Genomic DNA, 17,351 nt, shown 5'->3' with positions numbered 1-17,351 from the left:
TGCATTATAGCAAAATAAGGGGATTTTCACCCCTTATTTAAAACCCGCTGGCACTCACATATTTGGTTAATATTGCAAGAAGTGGTTCCACAAAAACAATGGCAAACACAGTAACCATCACAGAAACTCCTACAATCACTTTGAGTGGGGTTGAAGCATTGGTCGCATAAAGACGTGCATCGCTCATGACAGGTTCTTTTAAAAACATATAAACGGCTAACTTCATATAATAATAAACAGCAATAGCACTATTAAGCGCAATAATCACCGCAAGATAAATGTATTCGCTGTTAATGGCAGCACTGATCAAATAAAGTTTCCCCCAAAAGACAGAAAAAGGTGGCATACCTGCAAGCGCAAACATAAAAATACCCATAATCGTTGCAGTTGCTGGCATAATTTTAATAAGTCCTGAAAACTTTGTAAAAGGGTGCTGATAACGCTCATCCCAAAGATTCTTACGGTGTCTTACAATCCAAAGCATCGTAAATGCTCCTAAATTTGTAAACATAAAGAGCGTCCAATACAAAAAGAGAGCGGTATTTGATTGTGTGGTTCCAATTAAAATGGCCGCCATCATAAAACCTGCATGTGAAATGGAACTAAATGCTAACATACGTTTAACATCTTCTTGCACAAGAGCCGTAATATTTGCTAATGTCATTGTGATAACAACAGCGGCATATAAAATATTCTCCAACCACACAACTCCTGAATACACCAGCATTTCAAACAAACGCATAGCAACCACAAATCCTGCAATTTTTGGCACAACCGACATATACCCTGCAAGAGGTGCGGAACTTCCCTCATACACATCAGGTGTCCATGTGTGTGATGGCACCAATGAAAGTTTAAACCCAAGGGCTCCCAACATAAAAATAGAACCCGCTAAAATTCCCACTAAAGGCTCAAAATTACGTGCTTGAAGAGCCTGTTCCATTTGATGTATTTCGACACTACCCGTCATTGCATAAAAAATAAGTGCAGAAAGGGCATAAAAACCAGCGGCGAGTGCACCCATCGTAAAATATTTGATGGCTGCTTCAAAGGCTTTGGCACGATTGTGCATAGCAATGAGTGTATAAAGGGCAAGACTAGAAGTCTCTAACCCAATAAAAATTAAAATAAGATTGTCGCTTACAACCATACATTGAAAGCCCACAATCATAAACATAAAAAGAGCATAAAACTCCGCCATCTCAAACTCTCTAAAATGACGGTGACTTAAAGAAAGAGGGAGGAAAAGAGCCGATGCGGCTAAAATAATCACCTGCGCAATGATGGCAATTCCATCCACCAACAAAACATCAAAAAAACCACGTGTTGGTCCACTATAGCCTATGACAGCCCCTAAATCAAGAATAATAAACAACACCGTAATCATCGTTAAGAAACTACGATTTAAGCCTTTCACCGCTAAGTCAACACAAATAAGTGCCAACGCCCCTAGTGTTAAAATCGCCATGGGAAGAAGTGCTGGCAAATTTAAACTTGCCACATCAATAGAAATAGGCTCTAACATTAGTGTGTCCCCCCTAGTGTGTTGGCATTTATAATAACTGCTTTTGTGGAAGGCTCAATGGCTTTTTCTTCCATTAAAACAAGCATTTTTTGAACACTCATATCAATCGTTGAAAGCAGTGGCTTAGGATAAACACCTAAGAGAACCACCAAAAATACTAAAGGAATCAATGCGGTTAACTCTTTGGTATTTAAATCTTTGAGTGTTTTGTTTTCTTCATGTACCACCTGTCCAAAAAACGATTTTTTATACAGTACCAGCATATACACGGCACCTAAAATAATTCCTGTACCAGCCAAAAGGGTTAAAACCCAACTTATACGATAAAATCCAACCAAAGATAAAAACTCTCCAACAAACCCTATAGTCAAAGGAAGCCCAACAGAGGCCATCAGCATAATCCCATAAATCGTTGCAAAGTTTGGCATAACCTGTGCCAAACCTCCAAAATCTCTCATCATTTTAGTATGACGGCGATCGTAAATAACTCCCACCAGCATAAAGAGTGCTCCACTCACAATACCATGACTGAGCATCAAAAAAATAGAGCCTGTAATGCCTTCTGCATTCATTGCAAAGGTCCCTAAAATAACAATACCCATATGTGAGATGGAACTATAGGCAATGACTTGCTTCATATCTTCTTGCGCATAAGCAATCATGGCTGCATAAACAACCATAATGACACAAATAATAGCAACAGGAATAAGAAAGTAGACACTCGCATCAGGAAAGAGAGGTAAAGAAAAACGCACAAAGCCATAACTTCCCATTTTTAAAAGCACTGCCGCTAAAATAATGGAGCCAATTGTTGGGGCTTGACCGTGTGCATACGGAAGCCATGTATGAAAAGGAAACATAGGAACCTTAATGGCAAAGCCCAAAAAGAAAGCCCCAAATAACCATAATTGTGCTTTAAATGGTATTTGCAACAAATACCAATCAGGCAATGCAAAACTCCAAATACCTGTCGTTTCATAGTATAAAAATGCCATGTATAAAATACCTATGAGCATCAATACAGAGCCTGCAAAGGTATAGAGAAAAAACTTCACCGCGGCATACATACGTTTTTCGCCACCCCAACCACCAATAATATAAAGCATAGGAACCAATGAAAGTTCCCAAAAGGCATAAAACCAAATCACATCTAAAATTAAAAATACACCTATCATTGTCATCTCTAAAAAAAGAACGGAGAGAATTAAGTTCTTCACATCCTTTTCAATGCTTAGAGCAATCAGTGCAATCATAGTAATAAATGTTGATAAAATAACTAAAAATAAAGAGATACCATCCACTCCCAAATAATAGCTCATGCCATAGCTAGGGATAAAAGCATAATACTCCACAAATTGATACCCTGCATTAGAACTATCAAAGCCCATCCACAAAATAATCGATAAGGCAAACTCAATGACACTGACACTAATGCCATACGCCCTGATGCTCTCCTTAGCCACCAAAAAGCCTAAAAGTCCCGCCATCGCTGGGAAAAATACTAAAAGTGTTAAAATATGTTCCATTCTCTATCTCCTAAGCCATTGGTCTGTAAAAAAGTGCTAATAAGAGCAGAACAACCATACCCACAACCATCCAACGAAGCATGTCAGAGAGATTACCACTTTGCATTTTACGACTCTTTTCACCCGTCTTATAAATCGTTCTAGCAATTGCATCTACGGTAAAATCAACCACTTTCATATCAATTTTTTGCCATACAAACTGTGATAAAAGCGTAAAAGGTCTCATAATATAAAGCTCATAGAGTTTTGGAATATAGTATTGATTGCTTAAGAGTCTATACACAAATCCCTCTTCCCACTTTTTAGAAAAACCACCCCGTCGGTATTTATAAACAGCAAACGCAATACCTCCTAGGGCAATCCCTAAGGTTGAGGCAATTAAAATCATTTCAGTTCCATGTGCAATATGAATCTCATAGGATTTCAAAAGGCGTGTGGTAAACCCTTCAAAGGTATGCTCAAACCATCCTGCGATTACTGCTAAAAGCCCCAAAGGAAGCAAAGCATAAATTACAAAAGGTTGCGCCTCATGTGGATGTAAGCCGTATTTGGTGTACTCTTTTTCACCAAAGAAAACAAGCATCACCAAACGAAAACTGTAAAATGCCGTTAAGCCTGCTCCTATAAAAAGAGCAAACCATAAAAAGTACGCACCCTCGTTAAACGCCACTTCTAAAATTTTATCTTTTGAAAAGAATCCAGCCAAAGGATAAATACCAGCCAATGCCACAGAAGCCACACTCATTAAAATAGCAGTAGCTTTCATCGAACCGTAGAGTCCACCCATTTTTTTAATGTTCAACTCATCGTGCATTGCATGCATGACATTACCTGCCCCTAAAAAGAGTAAGGATTTAAAGAACGCATGGGTCATCAAGTGAAACAGAGCAATCCAATAAGCCCCTAAACCAGCGGCCACAAACATGTATCCTAGTTGAGAAAGGGTTGAGTAGGCAATAATACGTTTTAAATCATTATTAACCAGCGCCATGGAAGCTGCAAAAAGAGCCACAAACGCACCCAAAGAAGCTATAGCAAAGCCAACATCTGGAATCATGCTGTAAAGCTCCCCACAACGAATGACCAAATAAACACCCGCAGTAACCATCGTTGCTGCATGAATCAATGCTGAAACAGGGGTAGGGCCTTCCATCGCATCAGCAAGCCATGTGTGCAGTGGGAACTGAGCCGATTTGCCCATTGCACCAATGAACAAAAACATACCAATGCTCGCAACTAAAACACTGTCTAACTCTTCAAGTGTTGCAAACACATCTTCATACTGCAAGGAACCTACATTCCAATAGATTAAGAAAATACCCATAAGCATCCCTAAATCGGCAATGCGGTTCATGATAAAGGCTTCATTTGCTGCCCACGAAGCGGAGTGTTTGTGGTACCAAAAACCAATGAGAAGCCATGAACAAAGTCCCACACCTTCCCATCCAATAAAAAGCCCTACAAAGTTATCGCTCATGACCAAAATCATCATGGAAAAAACAAAGGCAGAGAGGTATGAGAAGAAGCGATTAAAGCTCTTATCGTGATCCATATACCCAATGGAATAAATATGAACAACGGTTGAAACCAAGGTTACAGTCACCATCATAATGACCGAAACTTCATCCACAACAAATCCAAAAGGAATATACAAATTACCCGCAACAATCCAGTCCATCATGTTTACATGTAAAGCGCCATGCGTATTCACGTCAATCAGTAAAACAAAGGATGAAACCATTGAAATTGCAATCAAAATGGATGCAATAACACCTGTAAAAAGCATCTTAGGGCGTGAAGCAAAGAGCGCTACAAAGAGTGAACTGACCAACGGAGCAAAAAGCGCTGTATAAAGGTATTTTTCCATGCTTTATCCCTTCATCATTTGTAGGCTATTTAAATCAACAGAGCCATTGCGTTTGTACCATAAAATAAGCAGTCCTAAACCCACAGCAACTTCACTGGCGGCTACGGCAATAATAAAAAAAGCAAACAGCTGCCCCGTAAAATCTCCATAATAATGAGAAACCGCAACAAAGCCAATATTAACGGCATTAAGCAAAATTTCTGTGGAGAAAAAAAGCATTAAAAGGTTTGTTCGACGCATGACGCCTACAAGCCCAATTGCAAATAAAAGCGCTGTTAAAACAAGGTAATGGGTTAAGGTAATCATCTGCCCTCCTTTGCATCTTCAAGGTCATCTTCTTCAATCGCTAAATGCTCATCCATTCGTTTACTCGCTAAGACAATACCTGAAATCATGGCAACTAAAAGCATAATAGCAGCCAATTCAAAAGGAACTAAATATTTTGTAAACAAAACACGACCTATCATTTGGACATTGCCTACATTTTCGATAGCAGGGTAAGCAGCTTCAATACTCTCTGACACCAAAGGCATACACAAAATAGTGACAACTAAAATGGCACTGAGTATAGAAAGCGTATACGCAATTTTTTTGGAGCGCATCTTCTCACTCACATCACGCGTGGTATCGAAAAACATCATACCAAAAGCGTACAGTGCCATAATTGCCCCCGAATAGACCACAATCTGCACCACCCCTAAAAACTCTGCGTCTAAAATAAAAAAGAACCCCGATATAAAAATCATACCTCCAGCGAGAGCACTCATCGCATACAAAGCGTTTTTGCTCATCACGACAATGCTAAACATGCTTAGGGTTAAGACAGAAAAAATATAAAATGCTACTGTTTCATACATGGCAACCTCAATACGCTAATGGTGTTTGTTTAACGTTTTCATCGGCATTATCACTTAATGCTCCAAACCCTGAAAACTCTTTTTGCTCTTTGGCTCTAAAGGTATCAAGAGGCGTTAACATATCCTCTTTTAGTCCAAAATGAGCACGCTGTTCACTGGCATTTTCATACTCAATCCCATGCACAATAGCAAGTTCTGGGCACACTTCCGCACAATAGCCACAAAAGATACAACGTCCAAAGTTGATACTATACTCGCTCACCTCTTTGCGACTCTTTTCATCAATGCGTGTCTCCATACGAATACACTGAGCAATACAAATCTTCTCACACAACCCACACCCAATACAACGCTCATTCCCACTTTCAAATAAACGAAGCAATTTATGAATCGCACGATACCGTGGACCCATTTGCATTTTTTCACTGGGGTATTTGAGGGTGTGAATATCAAAACGAATCATCTCACGAAGTACGACCCATAGCCCTACAAAAAGTTCCCCTTTTAGGGTTCTCTTTACCACTCTTTGAAAGGCTTCCCAACCATTTTCAGCCTTTTCCTCACCGTCAAAAAAGATATAATCCCCGCTACAATCGCGTTTTTTAAAATCATTGAGTGTCATCAAAGCCTCCTAAATCAGCACAAAGCCCGTGATCAAAATATTGACCACAGAGAGTGGCATCATGACTTTCCAACAGACCCACATCAGTTGGTCAGGTCTTACATGTGGCCATGCAGCCCTCACCCATAAAAATAAAAATATCCAAAAAGAGACTTTTAAAAGCATCATCACAGCACCTGGGATAAACCATAAAGGATTATATCCGCCCATAAAAATGAGGCTTACAAGCACTGCAATCGTAATCATATTGGCATACTCACCAATAAAAAAGAGTCCCCAACGCATGCCTGAATACTCCGTCGCATACCCAGCAACCACTTCGGCTTCAAACTCAACCGTATCAAAAGGCGCACGATTGGTCTCCATAAAACCTGCAATAGCAAATAAGACAAACGCTAAAGGTTGTTGCCAAATCAACCAACTACCAATTCCCCCTGTTTGATAATCGTTAATATCAATTAAAGAGAGAGAACCTATCACCATAATGGGGGCTAGAACCGAAAGCCCTGTAACCACTTCAAAGGAGAGCATCTGTACCACCGCACGAGCCGCTCCTAAAAGTGACCATTTATTGGCACTGCTCATACCTGCTAACAACGGTCCATAAATCCCGACCGATGCAACACCCATCACGTAAAGAAGTGCTACGTTGATGTCGGAGATAATAGGATGAATGGTGTAGCCAAAAAGGGTAAACTCAGGAAAATAGGGCACGGCTGCCATTGCTACAAAGGCACTGGTTGCCGCGATAACAGGGGCTATCATAAAAATAGGTTTAATGGCATTTTGAGGAATAATATCTTCTTTGGTAAAAAGTTTAATTCCATCGGCTGCGAGTTGTAATAAACCATAAGGTCCCACGTGCATCGGTCCTAGACGTCGTTGCATAAACGCCAAAACCTTACGCTCAATAAAGGTTGCAAAACCCGCCATCGCTGCAACCACAGCGACAACAATCACCGCTTTAACCACGGTTTCAACAATCACTGCTGTTTCAAACATGCGCAACTCCTTTAATCGTTACACTCGCAAAGCGATACCCCTCTTTAAAAAACGGTGTGACATCGATTTTGGTATCAAAATCAGGCAAATAAGGAATTATGCCCCCTATCATTGGCTCTTCTTTAAGTGCAATAACCAACTTCGCTCCCGCTTCATTTTCAAGGGTAACCATATCACCACTTTTAAGATTTTTAGCCTCTAAGAAATCTTTGGAGACATACAAAGCACCCGCTTCATTAAGCTGATGGGCTTTGTTGGTAAAAGGGCTAAACTGATGCACAGGATTGGCAAGATAGACCATATCTGTCTCTTTACATGTAAAGCTTGCCAAAGGCTCAACCTCATCGTTACATGTAAGGCTTTGCTCCTCTAAAAGATAGCCTCGATTTTCCCTGCCATCGTTTTCGTATTGGTTAGGCAGATCATCAAATTTTTGAGCTTTAAACCCTTTTTCAGTGGGTAAAGCAGGCGTATAATCAATCGTCCACTCCGCTTCTAAGCCCACTGCATTGGCAATGTCATTGAGACAATAGCCTTTAAAAGGAAGGGCGGCGTTGGTCGGAACGACTCGTTTATTCATGGAGGTAAAGGTGCCCTCTTGCTGATTTAAAGCAGGCATCGCCAAATCCCCTTTGCCCAAAGCACTCAAAGTTACATCGCCTTTAGTGTTATAGCCTAGGACGTAGTTACCTTTTTCTTCATCCAAATCACAAATGAGCGCAACGCCTAAGGTGTTGGTGCGTGAAGGAATCATGACTAGGTTAAAGGGCGTAAAACGCTCAATCAATCCTAAAAGTTGAGCAATGTTTTGCGCTCTTGGATGGGCATAAACATCTTCGCCCACGATAAGGCTAAAGCTATCTTTTTTATCAAGCAGTTTCGTAATTTTCTCTACTACATCCGCTTCAGCACCCATGAGGGAAACCAAAGCATTGGTATCAATTTCTATCTCTTTCTCGACCACTTTGGTGACACTTTTAGTGACCTCTTTTTCTTCACCGCTCTCTTCATCTTTCACCATCTCTTTCACATCTTCTTTAATGCTCTCTTCGATGGTTTTTTTCTCAATCGTATGAAACGTGGCTAAGTAATCTATCAGTGCTTTTGGCATTGCCTCTTTGTCACCAAAAAGGTCTAAAAGAAAGTAAGCAATGGCTTCTTCTGCCCCCACTTTATGTGTAATGGAAAGAAGATTTTTCGAATACGCTGAAACCACAGGGTCTGCAATAGGATGAAAGTAAAGCCCTGCTCCTTTGTTCATGCCTAAGGCATTGTTCATGGCGTAGCCTGCATTGGGACTATCCGTTTTTATGGCACCTCCAAAACTCACCACAAAATTGCTGGAGCGAATACTCTCTAAATCACCACTGTAAAGGCTTTTACCTGAGGTGCTGGCATAATGTTTGAGAAATGTTTGGTATCGTTTTGCCTCAGGATTAATGAGTTTATAGCCATATTTTTCTTTAAGCTTTTGTAAAATAAGCGCTTCTTCGTTGGTAATGTAACTCTCAAACGCAAGGGTATCCACCTTGGTTTTTAAGCTCTCCACCACCCTTTCAAAGGCTTTTTCATCTTTACATGTAACCTCATTTTGGAAGTCAAATCCATAGCGTGCCGCTGCATGAAGCGGTGCGTAGTTGTGCTCACTGCTCACACGGTAAATTTTTGGCTCTGGATTGCTGATGCTGGTCTGTTTAACATCGTAAAAAATAAGAGAACAGTCACTGCTGTGAGGATTGGAAGCGGGAATTTTTTTAAGTTCCCACGCATTGGAGCTGTACTGAAAATCACTCCCCACCAGCGCACCCACAGGACAGACCGCCGTACACTCCCCACACTGCGTACAATCCAAACTCTCCGCCCCACTGGCAATGCCAATAATGGACTTTTGAAGTTTATTCCACATGGCGTAGGCATCTTTTTCGGTCTTATCTTTCCACGTTTTATCCAACTCTGCCCCACCACGAGGTACGGTTTTAAGCGCAGACTCGCCAATCATATCTTTACAGACCGTCACACAGCGCTCACAGACAATACACAAAGAGGCATCGTAATGAATACGCCCCCACTGTTTGGTCGGACGGTGTGTGTCTGCGATGCAGTGGTGTTGAGAATCCACTCCCATGTGCAAGGTGTAATTTTGAAGCTCACACTCGCCACTTTGGTCGCACACGCCACACTCCAAAGGATGGTTCACATCGTAAATTTCCATAATGGCACGGCGCTCTTTTTCAATCTCTTCGCTTTTGGTGATGACATTCATCCCCTCTTTGGCTCTAGCATTACAGCTGTACGCCCGCTTACCATCAATATCCACCAAACACAAACGACACGCTAAAGTAGGTGAACAATTGGTCACATAACACAGTGCAGGGATAAAAATATTATTTCTGCGTGCAACGCTTAAAACGTATTCGCCCTCTTTGGCACCACACGCTTTTCCATCAATCGTTATCGTAATATCGTTCATGACAGCCTCACTTCACTATTTTGACAACACGGTAGGGATACTCCCCATTGGCTTTTGCACAGGGCATTAAAGCAATCACACCTTTTAGACGCTCATCATGTACAAAGGTACGAGAATGTGCCTCTTCATTAAAGAGAATACGAATGTTTTCATCTTCTTTCACTTTAGCAGCCATTTGAAATTGTGTTGAACCAATAAGCCACGCTTCTTCATTTTCATCGTTCAGTGGGCATTCATACACCACAACCCCATCAAAACTTTTAATATCTGCTATCTCTTCTAAAGCACCTTTATCCTCTACAAGAACAATGTCTTCAGGTTGTGCCCCGACTACATACAATTTAGCTTTGCCATAAGTAGCTATAAGCCCTGCAAGATGCGCAATATTTGAAGATCTTGCATGGCGCATGACATCGTCACCTAAAACCAAAAGTACCCTAGAGGCACCTTGGTACAATGCATCAATCTCTTCAATTTCCTCTTCACCGACGTTACTTTCAGCACTCAAATATCCCTCATCAAGGGCCTCAAAATAGGCTTCTAACGCAGCAGGAATCTTTACATGTAAAAGAAAACTTTTCGCTAAAAGTGCCAAAACACCCTCTTCGGAACCTACCTCATAACGGCTAAAAAACGTCGCTTTTTCAACCAATGCCTTATCTTCCATACTAAATAAATAAACCACCGCTGCATCACTCGTGCTCAAACACTCCAAAAGTGCTTTATCATGACGTGAGGGAAATGTTCCTATGCAAACAATCACATCAAAATCGTTACATGTAAAGGCAAATGTCTCTTTGCTGGTTTGATTTAAGGCGTGTATAAATTGCTTCTTTTCCATTAGGCTACTTCACTTTTTACTTTTTTGACCACAATCGTCCAATCGGTTTCGTTAAACTTGAGAGAGTTCATCAGCGTCCAACCTGCTTCTTTGATCACATCAGCACTTTTTTGAACAGGGGAAAAATCGCCTATTTCAAACATAAAAATAGAAACCTCACCCAAAGCGCTCTCATCAATAATCTCAAGCATACGTCCGTAAAAATCATCCCCTAAATGACGTAAATCATAGCGTTGCATGCCCTCTCCTTATCTGTCAATTTCGCCAAAGACGATGTTTGCATTTCCAATAATCGCCACCACGTCCGCCAAATACTCACCTACCAACAACTCTTGTAAAAACGCTGTGTGAAAAAAGCTAGGGGTTCTCAGTTTCAAACGGTACGGATAAGGATCACCCTGAGAGTTAATGTAAAAGCCTAACTCACCTTTAGGCGACTCCGTTGCCACATAAACTTCACCCACAGGTGGGCGCATTCCTTGTGTCACTAAAACAAAATGCTGCATCAAGGCATAATTTTGCGTCATAATCTGCTCTTTAGGTGCGCTAATATACGAAGGCGCATGTGCCATAATCTCAGGTGCTGTTCCCTCGTACATTGGAATGAGTTGTTTTAAAATGCGAATGCTCTGTTTCATCTCTTCCATATGCAATTTATAGCGTCCATAACTATCACACGTGGTACTCACAGGCACATCAAACTCCACCTCATCGTAGAGTTCATACGGCTCTTCTTTACGAATATCCCATGCAATGCCACTGCCTCTTAGCATCGGTCCTGAACAGCCCCAACTTTGCGCTTGCTCAGGTGTAACCACACCCACCCCTTCCAAACGCATTTTCCAAATACGGTTCTCATCCAAAAGCGCTTCATAATCGGCAATATCATACGGTAAGCAGTTAATGTAGCGGTTGAGACTTTCAAGCCATCCTTTGGGTAAGTCCAAAGGCACGCCCCCAATACGAACCGAAGAGTGTGTCAGTCTTGCCCCACAATAATCCTCAATCAAATCCAGCGCATACTCTCTTTCTCGAAACGTGTACAAAAAGATGGTCATAGCCCCTACGTCTAAGGCATGGGTGGCTAACCAAAAAAGGTGCGAAGTAATGCGGTTAAGCTCCAGTAAAAGCATACGAATCACTTTTGCCCGTCTAGGCACTTCCAGTCCTATGAGCTTCTCAACCGCTAAGGCAAATCCGTAGTTGTTGGAACTCGCCGCAATATAATCCATCCTATCGGTGGTCGGCAAAAACTCATTGTAAATCATATTTTCAGCCATCTTTTCCATACCACGATGCAAATAGCCAATATCAGGCGTGGCTTTGCTCACCTTTTCACCATCAAGCTCCAAAATAAGGCGTAACTGCCCGTGGGAGCTTGGGTGTTGCGGTCCAAAGTTGACAATCATATGGTTATCTTCACGCTCAAAAGCGATGTTCTCAAAAAAAGGTTTTAGGCGATTCACTTTTTGCATGATTAGGGTCTCTCTTTCACGATTTTCGCATCTTCTTTTTTCAGTTTTTTCACAATAAACACCCCACCCTCTTCTTGATAATCGGTTTGTGTTTTTTCTTGGCTTGGTTTGGCACCAAAAGGCACTTCATGGTGAATATGCGCAAAACGATAGGTGTCATCCACATCAATGCGTGCACTGTCTCGCTCTTCAGGTCCAATAATTTCACGGTACTCTTTGCCAAAAATTTTATCAATCTCATACCACTGCGCCACTTCATCACCCTGTAAAGGATAGGTTTTGCGAAGCGGATGGTCATACCAATCATCAGGCATCAAGAGTCGCTTCATATACGGATGTCCGCTAATAATCACACCAAACATATCGTACATTTCACGTTCCGCCCAATTGGCACTTTTATAAATGCTACTCACACTTTTAAGTGTCTCTTTCTCTTGAATAAAACATTTCACACGCACACGTTTACGCTTTGAAGTCGAGAGCAGTTGGTAAAAAATTTCAAATTCACCGCTTTTGGCTAACCAATCAATGGCACTGTGTTCACTTAAGAAATTGTAGGAAAGTTTATCCCTTAAAAATTCTAAGACTTTGACATTATCTTTTGCGCTGATATAAATGACAAGCTGACCTCGTTGAATGTACGCTTCTTTAATAAAAAAGGAAGTCTCCAAATCTTTCACATCTTTGGCAAAAACAGCATCACTCTCAATGTCTTCTTTAGGAATTTCAGGTGCTACAAAATAGCGGTCGTTGTAGTAGGATTTTTTTTGTACGTTTTTTTTATCGCTGTAAACTCTCATCATACCAACCTTTTAGGCGCAAGTTTACGAGAGGCTTTCTCGGTTCTAATTTTCTTTTGAAGTAGCATAAGCGCATACTGAAGGGTTTCAGGACGAGGGGCACACCCTGGAAGATAAATATCCACAGGCACAATTCTATCCGCCCCTTGAACAGTAGCGTAGGTATTAAACATGCCACCTGTATTGGCACAACTGCCCATGCTAATCACCCATTTTGGATCAGGCATCTGGTCGTACAAACGGCGCATAAAGGGGGCATGTTTCTTGGTCAGCGTTCCTGCAATGACAATCACATCGGCCTGCCTAGGGCTGGCTCTAAAAATCGTTCCAAAACGGTCAAAGTCATAACGGCTCGCACCCGTTGCCATCATCTCAATTGCACAACAGGCAAGCCCATACGTGAGAGGCCAAAGGGAGTTACTACGTCCCCATTGTACCAACTTATCAACGGTGGTCAAAGCAACAGGAAGCCCTGCTTCTTGGAGGTAATTTATCTTATGCTGTGCCATTCAAGCGCTCCTTTTCTCCATGCGTAGGCAAATCCTATACTTAAAATAAGAACAAACAAAATCATTTCAATAAACCCAAACATTCCAAGTACCCTAAAATTTACTGCCCATGGAAACATAAAAATAATCTCCACATCAAACAAAATAAATAATACCGCAAACAAATAGAAGTGTGCGGAAATTTTATTGGGCTGTTTGGTCACTTCTGGTCCACACTCGTAAATGGTGAGTTTAAGCTTCTCCGTATCCAAACGTGCCATTTTGCGGCTTACAGTACGAGCTAAAATAGTAATCCCATAAAAGACCACTGCCCCAAAGATAAGGAGAAAAAACGCTCCAAAATAAGGATGGGCAAAATCCATGTGCGACAAAGGTGTCATGCGGAAAATCCTTTATTTTTTTTACAACAAATCCATCTGAATACTCTTTACATGTAAAAGTATTCAAAAAGGCTTGTGTGCCTTTATTTCATAAAACCTACTGATTTGGCATCGCCAAAAGCTCCTTTTGTCTCACGATCAATAGAGAGTTTAAAATCTTCAAACGTAAAAAGTGGCTCTTCTTTAGTAGCAACTTTCAAAGCGGTATTTTTAAGTACCACCTTAATCTGACCTCCTGTTAAAGGATAAAAAGCCAATTTTTCAATATCTAAAGAGGGTTCATAGCGTGCATTTTCGGGTAAAAGTTTTTTCCATAATTCGATTCGCTGATTAAAATCAGGCTTTTCAAAGGCAATCTTATAATCAAAACGTCTGGAAAAGGCAGGGTCAATCGTCTCTAAAAGGTTTGTGGTTGCAATAAGTAGTCCATCAAAACGCTCAATCTGCTCTAAAAAGATATTCTGCATTTGATTGTGCATTTTATCCGCACTTGCTCCACTCTCGGTTGAACGTGCGCTTAAGAACTGATCGGCTTCATTGAGCAATAAAAGAGGTTCGCTTTTGGTCTTTTTGCATAGTTCTTTATACGTGTCAAAAATATTGCGAACATTTTTTTCACTTTCCCCAACGTATTTGGAGAGAATTTTCGAGCAGTCAAAACTAAGGACTCGTTTTTTCATCGACTTGGCTAAAGAAAGAGCCGTCATGGTTTTACCAGTACCTGGAGGTCCATAGAGAATAATCTTCGCATCGATGCCGCTACGTCTTTCTTTAATGCCCCATTCTCTGAGTAATTTCACCACATTTTTATCAATCTGTTTGAGTAGATTATCGAGCACTTCTTTGGTTTTAGGGTGCAAAATAACATCTTCTAGGGTTGTTTTAGGGTCAATCAATTCGAAAAGCTCTTGCTCGCCAATGAGCATGTCAAGTTTTATTTTTTTATTTTTCTTCTCTTTATTGGGATGCATAATTTTTTGTAAAATCTCTTCAGCAATGAAAAAACTACGTGTCACACCTCCAAAGGTGCTCAGCATCTCATCGTAATCAATAATGAGATTTTCAATGAGTTTTGAGCCCTCTTCAAGTAAAGAACGGTTTTTAATTTTCTCATAATCATCAATACTAATCAAATTAATGAGGGTGTTCATATCACGTAGACTCTCAAATTCACCTGCATACTCCTCTTTAAGAAGTGCTAGAAAAATAAGCTGTTCTTTGGGACTCAGTTCATTTTCTTTAAAAATACTCTCCACGACAATTTCATTTTGTGTGACTTTAATACGCTCACTAATACGACTCTCTAAAAGTTCAAGTTTATTTTTAATACGTCCTAAACTAGGTGAGTTCTCTGTTGCATTGTGTTTGGTTTGACTTAATTTTTGATAGAGCTCAATACGAAAGAATTGATCTTTAAGATACTCTAAATGATCTGCATAAGGTGTCACATCGGGTAACACTACTTCGAGTGTTCCCTCTTCAAGAAGTTTTAAAAAAGCAGAACTGAGTGTGACACTGCTGTTTAAAAGTTCCAAATGCGATACATCTATAATACGTGAATTTAAAAAACTGTTTTGAACAATCCATCCTTGTTCAATCAACTCTTTAACAAGAACAAGTTGGTGTAAATGCGCATAATTTTTGTTGCCAAAAAGTTTAATGAGTATCTCTGAAACATCTAAATCCACTGAGCCTTGCACGTACTCTTTGGTCATAATTTGTAATAATTTTGCTTCTTCAAGGGAACATTTCAGTTGCCCATAAATGTGACATTTTTGAACATCCTTGCATTCTAAAAAATCTACCAAATACTTCAATACTTACCCTTTTAATCCAAAAATTATCTTCGCATATACTTTTGGGCTTATATGATGACAAGATGATAATAAAATAACCCTTTGGTTATAAAGTTAATCTCTATTTTTTACGTAAAAGCCCATCTGCTTGTATATTCTCTTTTAAAACACGCTTTAATACTTTACCTGTCGCATTTTTAGGAAGTTCCTCGACAAAATAGATATGTTTGGGTAATTTGAAATTTGCTAAATGATGTTTCAAATAGGCGCGAAGTTCCATTTCCCTGAGTTTTGCATCTTCTTTAGGCTGAATAAAAGCTAAGACTTCCTCATCTTTCGTCTGTTCATCTTTAAGTCCAATCACTGCTACAGCATCCACACCTTCGTATTTATAAATGACCTCTTCAATTTCTCTAGGGTAAATATTAATGCCTTTAGAGATAATCAAATCTTTTTTACGATCCACAATATACAAAAACCCTTCATGATCTTTTTTACCCAAATCACCTGTGAGTAACCAACCATTACTAATCGTTTCATCGGTAGCATCAGGATGATTCAGATAGCCTTGCATCACACAATCGCCCTTCACCATAATTTCACCTACCTCACCTGTGGCAACTTCCATGCGCTCTTCATCCACTATCTTAATCTCATAGCCAGGAAGAGGCAGTCCAACCGAGAGTGGTTTTTGATGATGCAAACGATTGACACAAACCGCAGGAGAACATTCACTTAATCCATACCCCTCTAGCAATTTAGCTTTTTTAAATTTGGCACTAAAATCATTCAGCGCTTGTTCACTCAGTGGTGCACTTCCTGAAATAAAAAGTCGTACCTTATTAAACCACATAAAATACCACGGAATTTTTGCTTTTAAAAGGGCATTGTAAAGTGTAGGAACCCCTAAAAAAATCGTTACCTGTTTGAGGAGAGTTTGTTTAAGAACATTAGCAAACGGAAAAACAGAGCGCACAATGACAACGCTTGAACAGGTAAACATTGGTAAAAGCACCATAATGGAGAGTGTAAAGCTATGAAACATCGGTAAAAAAACAATAAATCTATCTTTACATGTAACCTGAAAAGAGTCCGCACCCCCAATGGCATTTGAGAAGAGATTGCGGTAACTTAGCATCGCACCCTTTGGTTTACCTGTTGTACCAGAAGTATAAACAATACAGGCAGTATCATCGAGTTTTGCTGTACAGGCTTCTTTATCCATAAGCGTTGTGGCTAAAATCCTCTCAAAATTTCCCTCGTTTTCTTCCAAAGGTGCTTCCACCCAAATAATACGTTCAATCTTCGTACTCTCTCTCAACGCTTTTGTCTCTTTTTCAAAGGCATAAGAGCTTAAAAGCATTTTTGCATCACAATCGTTTAAAATATACTCAAACTCTTCTTGTTTTAAAAAAGTGTTAAGAGGAACTGCCACTGCACCCACTTTTGTAATGGCAAAAAGAGCCACCACAAACGCTTCACAGTTGCCCACAATCATGGCGACTTTATCGCCTTTTTGAATATTGCTCTGCTTTAAAAAGTGCGCAAACGCATCAATCGCCTCTTTGAGTTTAGCGTAACTTAGTTTTCTATCATCCATAAACAGGGCGGTTTTACGAGGTGCATTCTTGGCATTCGCACACATCACCTCATAAAAATTTTGATAGGGATAATGCAGCAT

The 17,351-nt window shown here is 40.3% G+C and carries 16 protein-coding genes; all 16 read right to left on the bottom strand.

Translation table 11 applies throughout. From position 1 onward, the window contains the following. Window positions 1–37 precede the first annotated feature (37 nt). On the bottom strand, window positions 38–1,525 hold the full coding sequence (nuoN, locus tag SULBA_RS00835; protein ID WP_014768381.1) for an NADH-quinone oxidoreductase subunit NuoN: 1,488 nt from the start codon (window positions 1,523–1,525) through the stop codon (window positions 38–40). Continuing rightward, window positions 1,525–3,051: an NADH-quinone oxidoreductase subunit M gene (locus SULBA_RS00830; protein WP_014768380.1), complete on the bottom strand. Its 1,527-nt coding sequence runs from the start codon at window positions 3,049–3,051 to the stop codon at window positions 1,525–1,527. The genes nuoN and SULBA_RS00830 overlap by 1 nt, the downstream gene beginning before the upstream one ends. A 10-nt stretch (window positions 3,052–3,061) precedes the next feature. Continuing rightward, window positions 3,062–4,918, bottom strand: a complete 1,857-nt coding sequence (gene nuoL, locus SULBA_RS00825; RefSeq protein WP_014768379.1) for an NADH-quinone oxidoreductase subunit L — start codon at window positions 4,916–4,918, stop codon at window positions 3,062–3,064. A gap of 3 nt (window positions 4,919–4,921) precedes the next feature. Continuing rightward, window positions 4,922–5,224, bottom strand: a complete 303-nt coding sequence (gene nuoK, locus SULBA_RS00820) for an NADH-quinone oxidoreductase subunit NuoK (protein WP_014768378.1) — start codon at window positions 5,222–5,224, stop codon at window positions 4,922–4,924. Beyond that, window positions 5,221–5,775 carry an NADH-quinone oxidoreductase subunit J gene (locus SULBA_RS00815; protein WP_014768377.1) on the bottom strand — a complete coding sequence of 185 codons (555 nt, stop codon included), beginning with the start codon at window positions 5,773–5,775 and terminating at the stop codon, window positions 5,221–5,223. Before SULBA_RS00815 ends, nuoK begins: the two co-directional genes overlap by 4 nt. Before the next feature lie 7 nt (window positions 5,776–5,782). After that, entirely contained in the window at window positions 5,783–6,397 is a 615-nt protein-coding gene (gene nuoI / locus SULBA_RS00810) for an NADH-quinone oxidoreductase subunit NuoI (protein ID WP_014768376.1), read from the bottom strand. A 9-nt stretch (window positions 6,398–6,406) separates the two neighbouring features. Beyond that, the gene (gene nuoH / locus SULBA_RS00805; protein ID WP_014768375.1) at window positions 6,407–7,399 is read right to left on the bottom strand and encodes an NADH-quinone oxidoreductase subunit NuoH; all 993 of its coding nucleotides are present in this window, start codon (window positions 7,397–7,399) and stop codon (window positions 6,407–6,409) included. Next, on the bottom strand, window positions 7,392–9,869 hold the full coding sequence (locus SULBA_RS00800) for an NADH-quinone oxidoreductase subunit G (RefSeq protein WP_014768374.1): 2,478 nt from the start codon (window positions 9,867–9,869) through the stop codon (window positions 7,392–7,394). Before SULBA_RS00800 ends, nuoH begins: the two co-directional genes overlap by 8 nt. A gap of 7 nt (window positions 9,870–9,876) precedes the next feature. Next, the gene (locus SULBA_RS00795) at window positions 9,877–10,710 is read right to left on the bottom strand and encodes a hypothetical protein (RefSeq protein ID WP_014768373.1); all 834 of its coding nucleotides are present in this window, start codon (window positions 10,708–10,710) and stop codon (window positions 9,877–9,879) included. Beyond that, window positions 10,710–10,949: an NADH-ubiquinone oxidoreductase subunit E family protein gene (locus SULBA_RS00790; protein WP_014768372.1), complete on the bottom strand. Its 240-nt coding sequence runs from the start codon at window positions 10,947–10,949 to the stop codon at window positions 10,710–10,712. The genes SULBA_RS00795 and SULBA_RS00790 overlap by 1 nt, the downstream gene beginning before the upstream one ends. A gap of 9 nt (window positions 10,950–10,958) precedes the next feature. After that, on the bottom strand, window positions 10,959–12,185 hold the full coding sequence (gene nuoD, locus SULBA_RS00785; RefSeq protein WP_014768371.1) for an NADH dehydrogenase (quinone) subunit D: 1,227 nt from the start codon (window positions 12,183–12,185) through the stop codon (window positions 10,959–10,961). 2 nt (window positions 12,186–12,187) lie between these two features. Next, entirely contained in the window at window positions 12,188–12,988 is an 801-nt protein-coding gene (locus SULBA_RS00780; RefSeq protein WP_014768370.1) for an NADH-quinone oxidoreductase subunit C, read from the bottom strand. Continuing rightward, window positions 12,985–13,494: a NuoB/complex I 20 kDa subunit family protein gene (locus SULBA_RS00775; RefSeq protein ID WP_012855943.1), complete on the bottom strand. Its 510-nt coding sequence runs from the start codon at window positions 13,492–13,494 to the stop codon at window positions 12,985–12,987. Before SULBA_RS00775 ends, SULBA_RS00780 begins: the two co-directional genes overlap by 4 nt. Next, on the bottom strand, window positions 13,476–13,874 hold the full coding sequence (locus SULBA_RS00770; protein ID WP_014768369.1) for an NAD(P)H-quinone oxidoreductase subunit 3: 399 nt from the start codon (window positions 13,872–13,874) through the stop codon (window positions 13,476–13,478). Before SULBA_RS00770 ends, SULBA_RS00775 begins: the two co-directional genes overlap by 19 nt. A gap of 83 nt (window positions 13,875–13,957) precedes the next feature. Continuing rightward, window positions 13,958–15,691, bottom strand: coding sequence for an AAA family ATPase (locus SULBA_RS00765; protein WP_014768368.1), 1,734 nt, complete (start codon window positions 15,689–15,691; stop codon window positions 13,958–13,960). Between the two features lie 100 nt (window positions 15,692–15,791). Then, window positions 15,792–17,351 (bottom strand): fatty acid--CoA ligase, encoded by a 1,560-nt coding sequence (locus SULBA_RS00760; protein ID WP_014768367.1) that lies wholly within the window; start codon window positions 17,349–17,351, stop codon window positions 15,792–15,794.

This window comes from Sulfurospirillum barnesii SES-3, from assembly GCF_000265295.1.
Classification (GTDB): Bacteria; Campylobacterota; Campylobacteria; order Campylobacterales; family Sulfurospirillaceae; genus Sulfurospirillum; species Sulfurospirillum barnesii.
Note: the sequence above shows the minus strand (reverse complement) of the source record. Positions and strands in the feature narration are given on the sequence as shown.